At 41.4% G+C, this 16,647-nt stretch carries 10 protein-coding genes; all 10 read left to right on the forward strand.

Annotated elements, in window-relative coordinates:
- Window positions 1–13 precede the first annotated feature (13 nt).
- The 10 genes from BN161_RS02375 to BN161_RS02420 all read left to right on the forward strand — a co-directional run bounded on the left by BN161_RS02375 (window position 14) and on the right by BN161_RS02420 (window position 16,537).
- Window positions 14–1,693 (forward strand): SulP family inorganic anion transporter, encoded by a 1,680-nt coding sequence (locus BN161_RS02375; protein WP_044262714.1) that lies wholly within the window; start codon window positions 14–16, stop codon window positions 1,691–1,693.
- Window positions 1,694–1,951: 258 nt separating this feature from the next.
- Window positions 1,952–3,979: a tetratricopeptide repeat-containing sensor histidine kinase gene (locus tag BN161_RS02380; protein ID WP_044262716.1), complete on the forward strand. Its 2,028-nt coding sequence runs from the start codon at window positions 1,952–1,954 to the stop codon at window positions 3,977–3,979.
- Between the two features lie 4 nt (window positions 3,980–3,983).
- Window positions 3,984–4,745: a LytR/AlgR family response regulator transcription factor gene (locus BN161_RS02385; RefSeq protein WP_044262718.1), complete on the forward strand. Its 762-nt coding sequence runs from the start codon at window positions 3,984–3,986 to the stop codon at window positions 4,743–4,745.
- A 260-nt stretch (window positions 4,746–5,005) separates the two neighbouring features.
- Window positions 5,006–7,069 carry a WD40 repeat domain-containing protein gene (locus tag BN161_RS02390; protein WP_125910727.1) on the forward strand — a complete coding sequence of 688 codons (2,064 nt, stop codon included), beginning with the start codon at window positions 5,006–5,008 and terminating at the stop codon, window positions 7,067–7,069.
- 14 nt (window positions 7,070–7,083) lie between these two features.
- The gene (locus BN161_RS27935; protein WP_052356154.1) at window positions 7,084–9,663 is read left to right on the forward strand and encodes a caspase family protein; all 2,580 of its coding nucleotides are present in this window, start codon (window positions 7,084–7,086) and stop codon (window positions 9,661–9,663) included.
- 33 nt (window positions 9,664–9,696) lie between these two features.
- Complete coding sequence (locus tag BN161_RS27940) at window positions 9,697–10,485, forward strand: carboxypeptidase-like regulatory domain-containing protein (protein WP_052356155.1); 789 nt, start codon at window positions 9,697–9,699, stop codon at window positions 10,483–10,485.
- Window positions 10,486–10,503: 18 nt separating this feature from the next.
- Complete coding sequence (locus BN161_RS02405) at window positions 10,504–11,700, forward strand: fimbrillin family protein (RefSeq protein WP_125910728.1); 1,197 nt, start codon at window positions 10,504–10,506, stop codon at window positions 11,698–11,700.
- A 13-nt stretch (window positions 11,701–11,713) separates the two neighbouring features.
- Window positions 11,714–13,195: a fimbrillin family protein gene (locus BN161_RS27945; RefSeq protein WP_052356156.1), complete on the forward strand. Its 1,482-nt coding sequence runs from the start codon at window positions 11,714–11,716 to the stop codon at window positions 13,193–13,195.
- Window positions 13,196–13,250: 55 nt separating this feature from the next.
- A complete protein-coding gene (locus tag BN161_RS02415; RefSeq protein ID WP_044262725.1) occupies window positions 13,251–14,792 on the forward strand; it encodes a fimbrillin family protein in 1,542 nt (513 codons plus the stop codon).
- Between the two features lie 1,121 nt (window positions 14,793–15,913).
- On the forward strand, window positions 15,914–16,537 hold the full coding sequence (locus tag BN161_RS02420; protein WP_125910729.1) for a hypothetical protein: 624 nt from the start codon (window positions 15,914–15,916) through the stop codon (window positions 16,535–16,537).
- Window positions 16,538–16,647: the final 110 nt, after the last annotated feature.

The raw sequence follows: 16,647 nt of genomic DNA on the forward strand, positions 1-16,647 counted from the left end.
GTACAGATTATTTATGAAAGCGTTCGAATTCAGACCAAAGCTATTCACGGCTTTGAAGAACTACTCGAAAGAATTATTCATGGCAGACCTGATGGCCGGTATCATAGTAGGTATCGTTGCTCTCCCGCTTGCTATTGCATTTGGTATTGCATCCGGTGTATCACCCGAGAAAGGTATTATCACGGCAATCATTGCCGGATTCATTATCTCCATGTTGGGAGGTAGCAAAGTACAGATCGGTGGTCCTACAGGAGCTTTTATCGTTATTATTTATGGCATTATCCAGCAATACGGAGAAGCGGGATTGATTGTTGCCACGCTAATGGCGGGAGTCATTCTTATTCTGTTAGGGATATTCAAGTTGGGTGCTGTAATCAAGTTTATACCCTATCCTATCATCGTGGGATTTACCAGTGGTATTGCTGTCACTATCTTCACTACGCAGATAGCTGATATCTTCGGACTTAGTTTCGGTGGTGAAAAAGTTCCCGGAGATTTTGTCGGGAAATGGATGATCTATTTCCAGCATTTCGATACCATCAACTGGTGGAACACAATTGTCAGCATTGTAAGTATTGCAATTATTGCCATAACCCCGAAATTCTCAAAGAAGATACCGGGATCTCTGATTGCTATCATTGTAGTAACGGTAGCGGTATATCTGATGAAGACGTATGCCGGAATCAACTGTATAGATACCATTGGCGACCGCTTCAGTATCAAAGCGGAACTGCCGGATGCAGTAATGCCTTCACTAAACTGGGAGGCTATTCAGGACTTATTCCCTGTAGCCATTACCATTGCGGTATTAGGAGCCATCGAATCGCTGCTTTCCGCTACGGTAGCGGATGGTGTTATTGGCGATAAGCATGATTCCAATACGGAATTGATAGCACAAGGAGCTGCCAACCTAATAACACCCCTGTTTGGTGGTATTCCTGCCACCGGTGCTATTGCACGTACAATGGCTAATATAAACAATGGTGGTAAAACTCCTGTTGCAGGTATGATACATGCAATGGTACTTTTGCTTATCCTTCTGTTCCTTATGCCGTTGGCACAATATATTCCAATGGCTTGTCTGGCAGGTGTATTGGTGATTGTCTCTTATAACATGAGTGGTTGGCGCACGTTCAAGGCACTGCTGAAGAATCCGAAATCAGACGTAACCGTATTGCTGATCACTTTCTTCCTGACAGTTATTTTCGACTTAACCATCGCTATTGAAGTGGGTCTTGTCATAGCTTGTGTACTCTTCATGCATCGTGTTATGGAAACCACTGAAATTTCTGTTATTAAAGATGAGATTAATCTGAATGAAGAATCTAACAGTAAAGAAGATGAAGAAAACCTGTCTATCCCTAAAGGTGTGGAAGTATATGAAATAAACGGCCCTTACTTCTTTGGTATTGCCACCAAGTTCGAGGAAGTCATGTCCAGACTGGGTGATCGCCCCGAAGTGCGCATTATCCGTATGAGAAAAGTACCCTTCATCGATTCCACAGGTATTCACAACCTGACTAATCTTTGCCAAATGGCGCAACGGGAGAAGACAACAATCGTACTTTCCGGTGTGAATGAAAAGGTGCACAAAGCATTAGAGAAATCCGGCTTCTATGAACTGCTGGGTGAAAAGAATATCTGCCCGAATATCAATGTGGCATTGGAAAGAGCAAAATCACTTCTAGCATAACTTTCTCCTCAGATTTTATCAACATATTAACGTTTCACAAATATGCGTAGTCTCATATATTTGTGGAACGTTTTTTCATTCAAAAAATAAGCATATTCTATCTTTGAAAAACAGGACATAAATAACAACCAAATAAACTCATTTTTCGACCAGATAAGCATATAAACTACTATATTACACCCTATTCTTATTACAAAATCTTTACCAAGCCCCTAAAAAAGGTTATATTTGTTGCCTAAAAGCAAAACAACAAAGACGATGGGAATGGACAAATACGGCAGAATAGTCATATATATTATTATATCTCTATTTTCATTACTGGCATGTAACTCACAAAAAGATGGGAAAAGAGTGCGAAGTGAGGTCGATGCTTTACTAATCAGTAAGTTCGATTCGATATACACTTATCCGGAAAAGATGAAAACATGCTTCAGAGAAGCACAAAAAAAGACATCTGACAGTGCAGCTTACTATAAATTGGAACTTTTTGCCGGATATTGCCTTTATCTTCAGGGATATCCGGACAGTGCTCTGCACATCAATCAAAAGGTTCTGACTTTCTGCAAACAACACCCCGAAACATCCGCCTTAGAGGGCATGTGCTGGAATCATCGTTCTTCACTACTACAGGGAATGAACCAACGAGATTCTTCCATAGCTTGCCTCCACCATGCCTACAATGCCACGTATCGTTCGCACGACCGCCTGGAGCTGGAAAATATATGTATAAACCTAGCTGACGCATACCGCCAGAAAGGAGAGCTTGTCCAAGCTTCCAAATATTACAGAAAAGCATTATGGGTGGTAGACTCGCTGAAATCCGAATATGTCAAATTCAGCATTTACATGGGGCTTGCACAGACTTATGCTGACCTGCATAACTTCACACTGGCACACCGCTACTTTGACTTGGCCGAACAAGTACCCGAACAACGCCTGGAGTATGAGAACTATCATTTTCTGAATTCAAAAGGAAACTGTCTTTACTATGAAGAAAAGTACGCAGAGGCCTTACCCTATTTTCAGCAAGCCTATCAGGTAGTAAAACCGTTCAACCAACCTTCATTTAACGCATTGGTAGAAGCCAATTTAGGGGAGATTTACATGTTACTGGGAAAGCATGACTCAGCCCATTATTATCTGGATAAATCCTGTTCCGTATTAATGAATGACTCCACTGCCAATGAGGAAGTCTTATTCTATCTGAACAGCCTTCAAGGAGCTTTAGCGTTGCGCGAAAATAAACTGGAGGCAGCCAACCGTTATCTTTCCAAACCTTACAACCCACAGCGTATCGGCCCCTCCTACATCTATCTGCACAACAAACGCCTGATGGAGTATTATGCCCAAAAGAAAGACTTTGAAAAGGCTTATAACTACAAAAACATAGTAGAACAATATGATGACTCCATGAGAAATGTACGGAATATCAATAATATCAACGAGATAGATTACCGCTACAGCCAGGACACCACCCTATTGAAAAAAGATATCCTTATCAGCAACGATAAAACCCGACTGTCTCGCCAGCAGAATGCAATCATGTTTTTTGTAGGATTGTTAGTCATATCCATTTTGCTGGCAATATTAATCTTCATCTATATCCGGCGGAAAAACGAGCAGAGATATAACCGCCAAATGGCATTAGCCACACAACTACGTATGGAGAATATAAGAAACCGCATATCACCGCACTACGTATTCAATGTGCTAAATGCAGTGATGCCGACATTTAAGCAATATTCGGAATTAGCACAACCACTCCAGCTGCTTATACAAGTATTGCGTGGAAACCTATTGGCATCTGAAAAAATAGCTGTCGAACTTCAGGAAGAGATAGAACTGGTGAAAAACTACATCGCCCTCCGCAAAGAAACCAATCCGGATAATATACACATCGAATGGGAAATTGACGAACAAGTTCCCATACAAACCCTCATTCCATCCATGTGTATACAGATTCCGGTAGAAAATGCACTGAAATATGCATTCGGAGAAGAATGTGAACAGGAAAATGTACTTTCCATACAAATTTCAAACAAAATCAGAGGACTCTCCATCCATATCCGGGATAACGGCAGCGGATATGATCCGGGAAAACATACCGACTCGAAACGGGGTACGGGAAATGGATTGAAAGTTTTGTTCCGTACCATAGAGCTATTAAATAGCAAGAATTCTGAGAAAATCATATTCGATATTCAAAACTTAGCTACATCCTCCACCTCCCAGCATGGTACTTTGGTGACAATGGTTGTCCCTTTCAATTATCAATTCAATATTTAAAATAATGGCAAATACTATTAAAACTATCATTGTTGACGACGAAATCAACTCTATCCAAAATTTAGAGGATGATTTGAAAACCTATCCTGAAATAGAAATTCTGGACACGTTCACCTCTTCACAGAAAGCAAAGAAAAGCATCATACAATATCAACCGGACTTGCTGTTTCTTGACGTGGAAATGCCATATATCAACGGCATCGAACTCTTACAGGAGATACGCCCGCATGTGCGCAATAATATGCGTGTCATATTCTATAGCGCTTTTGACAAGTATATGCTCGACGCCTTACGAGCTTCTGCCTTTGACTATCTACTGAAGCCTTATCAGACAAACGAACTCAAACAAATTGTAGAAAGAATCAAGCGGGAAAAGAGCAACAACTCCATCAATTTTGACCAAGCCATGCGTCAGTTATTAAGTAACGATTGCAAATTCGCTGTTCAAACCATCAGCCGCTTGTTACTTCTGAGACGGTCCGAAATACTGTATTTTCAATATTCGGATGAAACCCGCTGTTGGCAAATGACCCTGACCAATATGGAACAATACAGATTGCGGCTCAGTACCAAGGCGAAGGATATATTGAACTTCTGCCCTTCTTTCATCCGGGTGAATACGAATTACATTCTGAACATTGATTATCTTTCTTCTGTAGAGAACAATACACTGCGCTGCATACTTTATGCTCCATTCAATCATCTGGAGATTTCGGCAAGCAGACGCCATTACAGCAAAATAAAGGAAGCATTGAACTTCCTGTAAAAAAATACCGTACAAACATTTTTTTGAACCACTTAAGCATAGTTGTTTAAGACTTGAACTGATTTCCTCCAAAGCCCTCTTTTCTGTTAATTTATATTCATTTAAATTTGCTTACAGAAAAGAAGGCGTTTTTTATTTTGTCCGTTTAGTACACAAAATAGCATACGATAATTGAATGAACAGATATGAAAACAGTTCCACGCCCTCCATAAAGTATTAACAACTACTTCTGGAACTAAGTAGAGTAAGGGATATGAAACATGAAAAACTTTATTCTATTTTTACTTTGCAGTTTGTGTCTTCCCCAGTTATCTGCTCAAACCACAAACAATGAAGAGAGACAAAAATATGTTTATCCTCAAAAAGTGTCTCCGACAGGAATAGATAACTATCTATTTTCAACTTATTACTACAACGGAAAGAAGACATACAATCTGCGTAATTCGGTGCTGAGCAATTCCGATATGATATCTGCCATGAAGATAAATCCGGCAGGCTCTTCCTTCGCCATCGTGCAGACGAAAGGCAAGAAAAGCAGCGTTACCGTGTATGATTTATGGATGGCCAACAAGGTGAAACACGAATTCGAAGAAGACATGACACCCGTATCCCTCTGTTACGCGCCCGATGCCAAAAGCCTCGTGATATCCGGCGACAACAAAGAACTGCTGTTCTTCGATACCCGGCAATACGCCCTACAAAGCAAGATGGAAATACCCTTCGTTGCGGAAAACATAGCCATCAGCAGCAGCAACTATTTCATTGCGGCATCCAATGGCAACACACTGGACATCTGGAACCTGCAAACCAAAGAATTGCGCAAAAGCATTGAGGCAGACGATAAAATCAACTGCTTCACCTTCTCCGCCGACAACAACCTGCTTGCCGTATTGACCGCCGACGGCAAACTGAATACCTATGACACCCGCACCTTCTTCATCCTCCAGAGCTACGATGCCATGGGGACAGCGAAATACTGCTACTTCCACCCGGAAGGAAAATACATAGCCATCATCACCGGAGACAACCGTATCTCCATCCTGAACCTGATGGACGAAACAGACCGTGAATACATTGACAATGCCGAAGGCGGAATTACAGACGCACGTTTCCTGAAAAACGGAAAAGGAGAAATCTTTCTGGCATACAATACGGTAAATTCCATCACTTACGAGCTGATGAGCAAACTGTCGCCCAACTACACCAAACTGATGAGCGATGAACTGAGTGACCGCATGAACACCTGGATGAAGATGATGCCCGGCGAAACATTGGAAGAGTACAACCTCCGTGTAAACGACGAGACACGTGCCGAACAAATGAAACTGTTTGAACAAGAAATCGCTACCCGCATGGCCGACAATCTGGTAGAAAAATCGGAAGTAACCTTAGGAAACTATAACCCCACCGACAATGTGCTGGCACTCGAATTCAACACCATGCCCACCATCTACCTGGACGTGCCCACAGAAGAGGTATCCGACTTCATGAATCCCGGCGACCTGGAATTCCGCAACGCCAAGTACGGCCTGACCAAGAACGACAAATTCGAACTTATCTACGCCGACGTATACAACAAGGCTTCCGGAAAAACTTACAAGTACGATAATCTGGACCGTGAGTCATTCGACTATATGAAGTCCGACGACAACTTCATCCCCCTCAATCTGGTTCAGCAATCCAATATGGACGAAATCAAACTACAGGAAATCAAGGAGAGCATCATGAACATGGCTAAACAACAAAAGACGATATCCGACCATACCAAAATATCAGTGGATGCCGGGATTGCATCCGAAACAGATGCCAACGGAAAAAAAATCATGAACTACAACATCAACTTCTCTTACGAAGTGGAACAGGGGTTCTCTGCCCAAGAGGACTTCGGACCAGGGAAATATGCCACCGACCAATCGGGTGCCGCCATGTCCATGTTGGCCATCATGAAGACAGCCTTCGAGAAAGACTTCGCCCAATATGTGCAGGCAGGCAAAAAGCTGCGGGTGAAAATCACCGGAATGGCCGATGCAAGCCCTATTAACGGAAAAATAGCCTACAACGGAGTTTACGGAGAATACACGAACGAGCCCGTATATAAAGATAATGACTTATCGAACATCACAGTCACCAAAGAAAGCGGTATCACCCAGAACGACCAGCTCGCTTTCCTCCGTGCCGTAGGCGTAAAAGAGTATCTTCTGCAAAACATTCCGGCCTTCTCTAAAATGAATTCCGACTATAACTATTATATCGAGGTGACCAAAGAGAAAGGCAGCGAATACAGAAGAATCAGCGTAGCATTCACCTTTGTAGATGCATTTTAATCAATCTCTATAATATGATGAAGAAACAGTTATTGTCAATTGGTTTGTTGGTTTGTTCCTGCATCGCATATCAGCCGGTGCAGGCACAATCGCTTGATAAGGCTAATACGGAATACAAGAATTTTGTCCGCCTGAATAATGAGAATGCGGACAAAGGCACGCTCTACGTAACCCTGTATGACTGTTACAAAGAGTATGTAGCCGTACTGAAGTCCGCTGCCCCCGGCAGCCCCTCCTACGAGCAGGCAAAAAGCACGTTGCGCGACATCCATCCGTATCTTCAGAACGGAGCCATCTACAATTCGCAGAAGGGAAGCCAGCAAAACGCATTGCTGATGGCGCAAGCTTATATAGATGTTCCGCTGATGGAAGCCTTTCGGACAGAGTCTTTCCCGAAAGACAACTACTACGCCACAATGGCTTACTTTGCCGCATCCGGCACTTACAATGTGAAGGATTATGCGAAAGCAATCGTCTATTTCCAAGAGTACCTGAAGACCGGGGATCCAAAGAACAGGAAAAGCGTATTCAGCTACATGGCAAAGGCATGCTCAAATATTAAGAACTATACTTTGGCCAAAACCGTGCTCGATGAAGCGATAAACAGTTATCCTTCGGACTTCAACCTCCTGTCTATGGGCATCAACTGTTGCATCGACCTCAAGGATAATGAAGGTTTGCAGAAATATGTATCCAAAGCATTGATTATAAAACCCAACGACAACACCTTGCTCAACATCCAGGGGAAACTCTACGAAGAAACGCAGGAATACCAGAAAGCACTGCAGGTTTATACCACGCTGCGCAACACCAATCCGCGCAGCTTGGACATATACAAGCATCTGGGACTGAATTATTATAATCTGGGAGTGCTTTTCAACAATAAAGGCACCATGGAAAAGAATTCATCGGCTGCCAAAAAACTCATAAAGCAATCCGAAGAGTACTTCTCGGCTGCCGTGACTATCTTCAAAGACGTACTGGCATCAGACCCCACCTCTCTGAAATATATGGAAGCGCTGGCTACCTCCTACCAATGTCTGGGTAATTCGGGCGAAATGAGCGCCCTGAACAATAAGATATCTTCATTGGGCGGAAATGCCGTATCAGCTTCTTCCATACCTTCACTGATGGCTTTCTCGGACAACAATGTCCCAACTTCACCCCCTACGGGAACCTCTACAACGGCAAAAAACTACAACTCACAGCTCTTTGCAACCCCTGCGGCAACCGCCTCTGCAGAAGAAGTACCCGAATACCAGACTTTTGCCAAAAGCTACGTAGAAGAGAAAATAAAAATCTGGCAGCTCAAGGACGATTATGAAACAGTAGACGAATATAAGGCACGCGTAACCGAAACCACCCGCGACGCCAAGGTCAAAGAACTCCTGGCGGAAGCCGAGAAACAATATATCCGGACTTATACACAGGGCATACGCTTCAGCGAAATGGAGTTGAAACCATACGATGCCGACAACCGCGCTTTCCTTGTAGAATCTAAATTCGGCGAACTGGTGGTTCCCGTTCCCCGCGAGAATAATGAGGCCCGTATCTTCGAGAGCAGTTGGAAAGGAATGCAGTTTAAAGATCCCCAATTTTGCATTAACAATGGAAAGTTGGCATTAGCAAGTCTGACTTTCGTCACCCCCACCGGCAACTCTTACCGGTACGATAATAAGGAAGCGGTAAATTATGCGGCAACCACGGTAGACGTGCGTTTCGATGCCATCGACTATGGTATACTGGCACAAGCAGACGCCTCTACTGCTCCTGCTTCAAGGATACAAAAGAATGAAATCAAGGTTGGAAGTTCGGATGTAGATATAAACATACCGGAAGTACGTGCCAACAACGACAAAACCTTTGCCGTCATTATTTCTAATGAGAATTATACCATGGTATCTAAAGTTCCAATGGCACTGAACGACGGAGAAACCTTCAGCCGCTACTGTGAAAAGACATTAGGAATACCTAAAGATAATATCCGTTTTTATCCCGATGCTTCCTACGGAACGATGCTACGTGCCATGCGTGATATCAAAGATATATCCAATGCTTATGCGGGACAAATAAAAGTAGTGTTCTACTATGCCGGCCACGGCATCCCCAACGAAGCCACTAAAGACGCTTTCCTGCTTCCTATTGACGCCGACGGTCAGCAGACAGAAGGATGCTACTCGCTCAACAAACTCTATACGGAACTGGGCGGACTGAACGCCAATTATGTAGTGGTCTTTTTGGATGCTTGTTTCAGTGGTGCACAACGTGATGGCGGTATGCTTGCTTCCGCCCGTGGCGTAGCATTGAAAGCGAAGAAAGAAGATCCGAAAGGAAACATGGTTATCTTCAGTGCCGCCTCGGGCGATGAAACTGCTTTTCCTTATAAAGACAAAGGACATGGATTATTCACTTACTTCTTACTAAAGAAGTTACAGGAAAGCAAAGGGAATACAACGCTGGAAGAGCTAGGCAGTTATCTGACGGAGAAGGTTAAACAGCAATCGGTTGTAGTGAACCGGAAAGTACAAACGCCAACAGTATCTCCTTCGGCAACGTTAAGTAACAGCTGGAAAGAATTAAAGCTAAAGCCATAACGGAACAATCATAACTCTAAAAATACAGAACAAATGAAGAAATTACTATTACTGGGCTTTTTCCTCTCGCTGGGCGGCTTTTATCTATCCGCACAGAACACGGTGAGTGGAATTGTTACGGACAAGAAGGGAAATCCTATTCCGGGAGCCAAAGTTGAAATCAAGGGAGGGACTGAATCAACTATTACAGAGCTGGACGGTACGTTTACACTGGAGACAAAAACTCCGGCGCAAAAGGTGAAAGTCTACTATGTGGGTATGCAGGCGAAAGAACAGAAGGTGAAACCGGATATGCTTATCAAAATGTCGGACAGCAGCTGGTGGCGGGAAAAACCGGACAAGTATCGGTGGCTGGTGGGCGTGCAGATGGCTGTTCCGGATGATTGCCTGGAACTTACGCCTTCTTTCGGATTGATGCTGGGACGGGTGAAGAACATTGGTTGGTATGTGAAAGGAGTGTACAGCAAGAAGCAATCGACAGCAGGCAGTATGGGTGAAGAAGATTACTATTGGACTACCGGCAAAAGCAAATGCAGCTATGTGTCGGCAACGGGGGGTGTCATTGTCCGCCTGTGGAGCCCGATTTATCTGTATGCAGGTGCAGGATATTTTGACAGGGAAGCAGCCTGGCAACTTGCCAATGGTGATTATTATAAGTACTCTCCAGATACTTATAGTGGTGTAGCTGCTGATTTTGGTGTAATGCTGAAAATAAAGAGATTTTTTATCAATGCCGGTGCTACTTATGGCTTTCCGCTTGACGGCGGCTATGACAGCACAAAAAAAGGCGTAGGTAATTTCGGTGTAGGTATGTACTTTTAATTAAATGGAAAGAGAAATATGAAAAATATGCGATATATATTAGGTATAATGCTGGGAGTCTGCCTTCTGGTAAGCGGATGTCAGAACATGACTGAGCCGGAAAGGAGTATACCCACAATAGAAACAAAAGATGTAATAAACGTAACATCAACTCAAGCTACCTTTGGGTATAAAATTGAAGACATGTTTTTGGGATACCATCGCTATTACATCTTATTGTCTACTTCTCCAGATATGAGCAATGCTGAAGAATATCATTTGTACAATATAAATGAATATATGTCAGTCAATAATTTGACTCCTGAAACAACTTATTATTATGTGGCTTGCGCTTCAGATGATATCACTGAGATACGCGGTGAAGTAAAATCATTCACAACCCTATTGGGATTCAGCATAAACTCCATATCCTTAGTGTCTTGGGACGGGGAGGAAAGCACACCATTCAAATATGATGGTACCGGAAGCGTATCAATAGCGCTTACGGAGAAATCAAATGGGGATATTTCTATATGGAAGAACGTGCGGTTAGTATATAATGAAGAAACCAATAAGTGGGGTTTTGAGAATCAGACAAGCGGCATTACATTAGGAACTACCCCTATAACAGCCTACGCTTATTATCCCAATAACAACCACACCAAATATTCCAATTTGAAACTTACCGTAGTAACAGATTATACTAATTATGACTATTTGTATGGATGTAGCGAAGAATTAACACAAAGTCATTCAGAAGCAAATATCAAACTAAAACACGCTTTGGCACGTGTCATCCTTTCTGTTACAAAAAAATCGAACAGTAGCTATAATAAAGAAGTTCTGCGATTTACTCTTTGGGGGGATAAGAACATTTATAGTAGTGGTATACTAGATATTACTACGGGAGAAATAACCAACCTAACATATAACAGCAAAGATGGAGCACATACAGACTATACGGAATTTGTTCCAAGTAGTGAAGCAACTCAAATCGAAATGTTTGCTATACCGACTTCATTCAAAGAGAAAGAAGCCTTTTTTAACTATATAGAACGAGAAGTTGGTAATTATAGTGGAAAAATCCAAAGTGTGTATTTGCCCGCAAGCGAGTGGAAGGCAGGTTATCAATATACTTATCCTATAATAATAGGTGATACAGACGTTACTATAGGTGATGTAATTGTGGAAGAGTGGAACAATAATAATGCCGGTGATATCACAGTTAACGACTAAAAAACGAAAGAAGATGAAAAAAAATCAATCTATATTTTATCTGGCAACGATGATAGGCAGCATGCTGTCCGTTGCGTCATGTAACAATGCGGAAGAAGTTGACTCTATCGACAAACAAGTGCCGCTGGAAATACAGGTAGGAGGAGTACAGGCTACCCGAAGTATTATTGAAGGCAACAAGCTGCCTGAAGAGTGCCAGTATGGTATTTTTGCCTTGGAAGGAAGTAGCGGAGATGTAGCTTTAACAGATGGCATCAATGCCCGGGTAGACTATATTAAAGGAGCAAGCACTCTTAGCCAAAATATCTACCTGCCAAATGGAGTTAATTCAACGATCTATGCATACTATCCTTTTAATAAAGAATATGACAGTACCGATTTTTTAATCGGTGCCATGCGTATTGAAACCGATTCACAAACGGATTATCTATACGGCTATAGTGCCGACAGCGATAACAAACTAACACAGGTCAATACAGAGCAACCTAAGGCTAATATCTACTTCAAGCATGCCCTGGCTCGCGTGACGATGAGAATTAAGAAAGCGGCAGATAATGAGAATACTTATAAGTTTCCTTATATCAATCTCTTGAATGTGGATAAAAACGCCTACATAAATGTGTTGGAGGGCGGTGCAATCCTTGATCCTTCAGGAACTGCCAATCTTACCGCGAAACCTTCTGATTATGCGCTTGAGAACTCTGACAATGAAATTGTCGCTGATTTCCTTGTCATTCCGAGGAATACGGAAGGGAAAAAGATCATGCTGAATATGAGTGATAATATCAGCAGTTTCGAAAATGGACTTTCTGCCGCTGTACCGGTGACGAACTGGCAGGCGGGGCAGCAGTATACGTATATGGTGACGATAAAGAAAAACAATCTGGAAATCAGTCAAGCAGAGATTACTCCGTGGGAGAATAAGGAACAGGGAGGAATTGAAGTAGGAGATGATAACTATATGATGGCTGTAGGGGGTAGTACCGCCAACGCTGTTGACTTAGGTCTCAGCGTGAAATGGGCAAGTTGGAATGTAGGCGCTGCTTCCCCTGAAGAATATGGAGGATTGTATGGTTGGGCAGATCCTACAGGCAAAAAGATTTCTATGGACGTAGCTGATTATAACATAGAAACAGATATTTGGGGTACAGAATATGATATATGCCGTATGCAATGGGGAGTAAACTGGCGGCTACCTTCTGCCGAAGAATTAGAAGAACTAAGAACAAATTGTAGTTGGACATGGATCACTCAAAATGACATCACCGGATATAGAATAACGGGAACGAATGGTAATGCCATTTTCTTACCGGCCAGTGGCTACCGAAAGGGTACAGAATTAAATAACCGTGATCATTCTGGATGGTATTTATCAGGTACATGGAATACAGGGAATCATCTCCCCACTTTTTTAGACTTCGGAGATAATTACACAGAAATCGTATGCATATCACCATGTTATGGTTTTTCTGTCCGCCCTGTTTCTGAAAAATAATATTCCATGCTACGGCAGAATTAAGAAAATTGAAAACAAATAGAAAATTAAATATATGAAATCAAATATAACACTATTACTTCTTTGCACAGGCATCATAGCTTTCTGTTCCTGTAGCGATGAGAATGAAGGAGTGGTCAGGAATTCCTCACTTCGTATCACTACCGAAATTGCCACCCGTTCAGTGATTGAGTCTACTTCATTCAATAGTGGCGACCAGATAGGTGTGTTTGCTTTTGATGCAAATAGCACCAATGTACGTGCAACATACGGCAACAAGTGGGATTTGGAAAGTGATATTTCACTGGCAGAGACCCCTACCCCAATCTATGCCTATTATCCTTATACAACTGATTGTGACTATCAAACAGTCAGAGTCGATATTGCTCCTGATGCGATTGTTACAGGTCAGGCTGATTATCTTTATGGAAAATCGGTAGAAGATGTAAGCGCCACTTCTCCCGAAGCACTTATCCGCTTCAAACATGCTTTGGCACGCATCACTCTGTCCATCAAACGGAGCGCTGATGATGCGGGCTACGGGGTACTTTCTAATGTTTGCTTACAAAATGCCGGAAACAACACTGTGATTTCAACTTCCGGATGGATGGATGTCACTACAGGAAAAATATCAAGCAGTGGAACCGGTTCCATTTCATTCGATATGAACTATACACTCAGCAACGAAACTGCTCAGAATATAGATATACTTGTAATCCCTATTGCAATGGAAAAGGAAGGGATGGCGGAATTGGCATTGACTATTGACGGTTCGCAATACATGGTGAAGATGCCTGCCGCTACATGGGAGGCAGGGCAGCAATACACTTATCCTATTACGATAAACAGAACGGACGCTCATATAACACAAGCTAAAGTAGGCGATTATTATTATAGCGACGGCACTTGGTCAACAATATATAATACAAACAAGAACTGTATCGGAATTGTATTTGCATTAAGTAAAGAGAAAGATGGAGATATCGATGTGAATTTAGAGGAATCTCTGCATGGAAGAATTGTAGCTTTAACAAATACAGACAAAGGAGGCAGGTGGGTTGACAAATCAAAAGATATAGAAGGAATTCCTAATTATTCCGCACTTGCAGGAGATGACCGGGATGTACTCACCTCATATTTACCAATCGATGGATATTCAAGATACAGCCGTAAAGAGCCTATCTGGAATCTACCATATAATTATATCAATTGGCCTACAGAAAAAAACCTGGAATTTGCATTGACGGATTATGCCGGACGTAAAAATACAAGTCACTTGATTGAAGATACCCAGTCAGCAGCAGCAATATGCCATTCATATTCTTTATATAATATGGAAAATGGAGTTTGGTATCTGCCCGCTGCCGGAGAAATGGCACGGCTGTTTATGGCATGTGCAGCAGGAAAGATCAGCCAAGATACGCATCCGATATTTAAAAATTTAACAAAAACTTACAATGTAGATATAGTAGCTTTTTATTGGACCTCTACAGAAAATACTGATAAGTATGCTTGGGAAGCAGGATTTGGAGAATGTCATTTATTTTATGAGGAAAAAACAACACCTTTATATGTCCGCCCCGTCTCTTCATTCTAAGCATTTATTATGAACGCTCCGACGGTATATCACATCTTATATGCAAAAAGTAATGAATATCCTTTTTAGAACTTACAGTTCGTTCAGCCTTATCAATCGTCCTGTTCATCGGCTTTCCGGCTGAAAGTATCTCCTGAAAGAACATTTTTGCTTTCAGGAAATACTTCTTTAGTAGACAAGAGGGTAATCATTGTGTAAAAACTGTATAGAAAGGAAGCAAATAAAAAGTTCCGCCCGTCACCGCTCTATATAAACGGTGACGGGCGGAACAAAAATATTAAAGACGAAAATGGAATGACAGTTCCCGCCTATTCTGTTACTTTACAGTTCTTCAATCTCTTTTTCCGACAGATTTCTATTCAATATAGTTTTTCGATAAGTTGTCAGCACTTCAACACTGATAGCCGTCAAACCCTTTGCCGGTCGGCGATTGACGGTAGTGCTGACAGTGTGATTATAAGTGACGACAAACGTTTTGTCAGCACTGGATTTTAGACCGTTTTTGAATGTATACTACTGTCAGTCAAAAGAATACTTCATATTTTGCAACTATGGAATAATCTCCCTGTTTTTTGCATAAAAGGCCTTTCCTTATGATATTTATCGCAGCGGAAACCCATATTCTGATATATTTCAATTGACGGGATGAGCGTTGACAGTCAGTCATCGCCACTTCATCTCCCTGTACTAAATGATTTAGCATCACTGCAAGGCAGGTGCAGTGTTACTGCAAAGCAGTTTCAGCATCACTGCAAAGCGTTTGCAGCATCACTGTAAAGCATTTGCAGTATTACTGAAAAACATATGCAGCTGTGTTGAAAGCTATATGCAGCGACGTTGCAACACAGATACAACGCTACATTACTTCTTATAAAGCTACAGAAGTAACTTATTCTACCTAAAGAACAAAATAAAGCAACCAACCCTTCATCTCTAAAAAGATTATGACCGAGTAATCCTATTTTTTGACCGAATAACCATTAATATCTATATCATAAACACTTTCCTGCTAAATTTACTTTTCAAAATTCTTAATTTAATTGTATTTTTGTTATTATCAAAAGTATCAAACAAGATAGATTGGATTCTATATTTATAAATAAATATTAAATTATATGATTATGAAAAAGTATTATGTAATAGCTATCAGTGTATGTACCATAATGTTTTTGGCACCATTGTCTACCTTGGCACAACAACAAGAACTATTTATAGAGTATTTAGATAAACTGAAAAAACAATATCCTAATCCTGCGAATATGATTAAGGAAATGAGTGATTCCAATCAGTTTTCCATGAATGTCTGGGCCGACATGAAAAAGGCGAACAATGAAGGGAAATATTTTATATGGCAAAACAGCATACTCAAAATATACGGATACACAACGTCATACGACACATTGAAGAATTACGATAATCAACGTAATAATGTACCCGAAGATGAGTTTAAAAATGCATTGTATGCTTTATTAACGCACGTTATTGAAAATGGATGGTCAACAATGGACAAATTGAAAGGAGCAATGGAGCATCTAACATTTAATCAATTGAAAAACTTGGGTTTAGCATCCTTTTCTTTCCGTAGCAACAAAAATGTAAATAAATATATCACAGCGGGAATAGTATTCGATATAGATGGCGGGCGTGCGCATTACCTTCTCTTGGAATATAATTATAGTGAAAGTGACCTACTTTCTACTTATGCTTTGATGAATCTGAAAAGTTGTAAGAATTTAGTAGAATAAAATCCACAAAAAGATATAAATCCTTCCATAGTATTCGGACTACTCACGAAGTTTATAATGTGGAAATAGAACTGAAAACAACAATATGTGATATAGGAAAAAAGGACATT

Origin of the sequence: Bacteroides timonensis (genome assembly GCF_000513195.1) — a bacterium.
Taxonomy (GTDB): domain Bacteria; phylum Bacteroidota; class Bacteroidia; order Bacteroidales; family Bacteroidaceae; genus Bacteroides; species Bacteroides timonensis.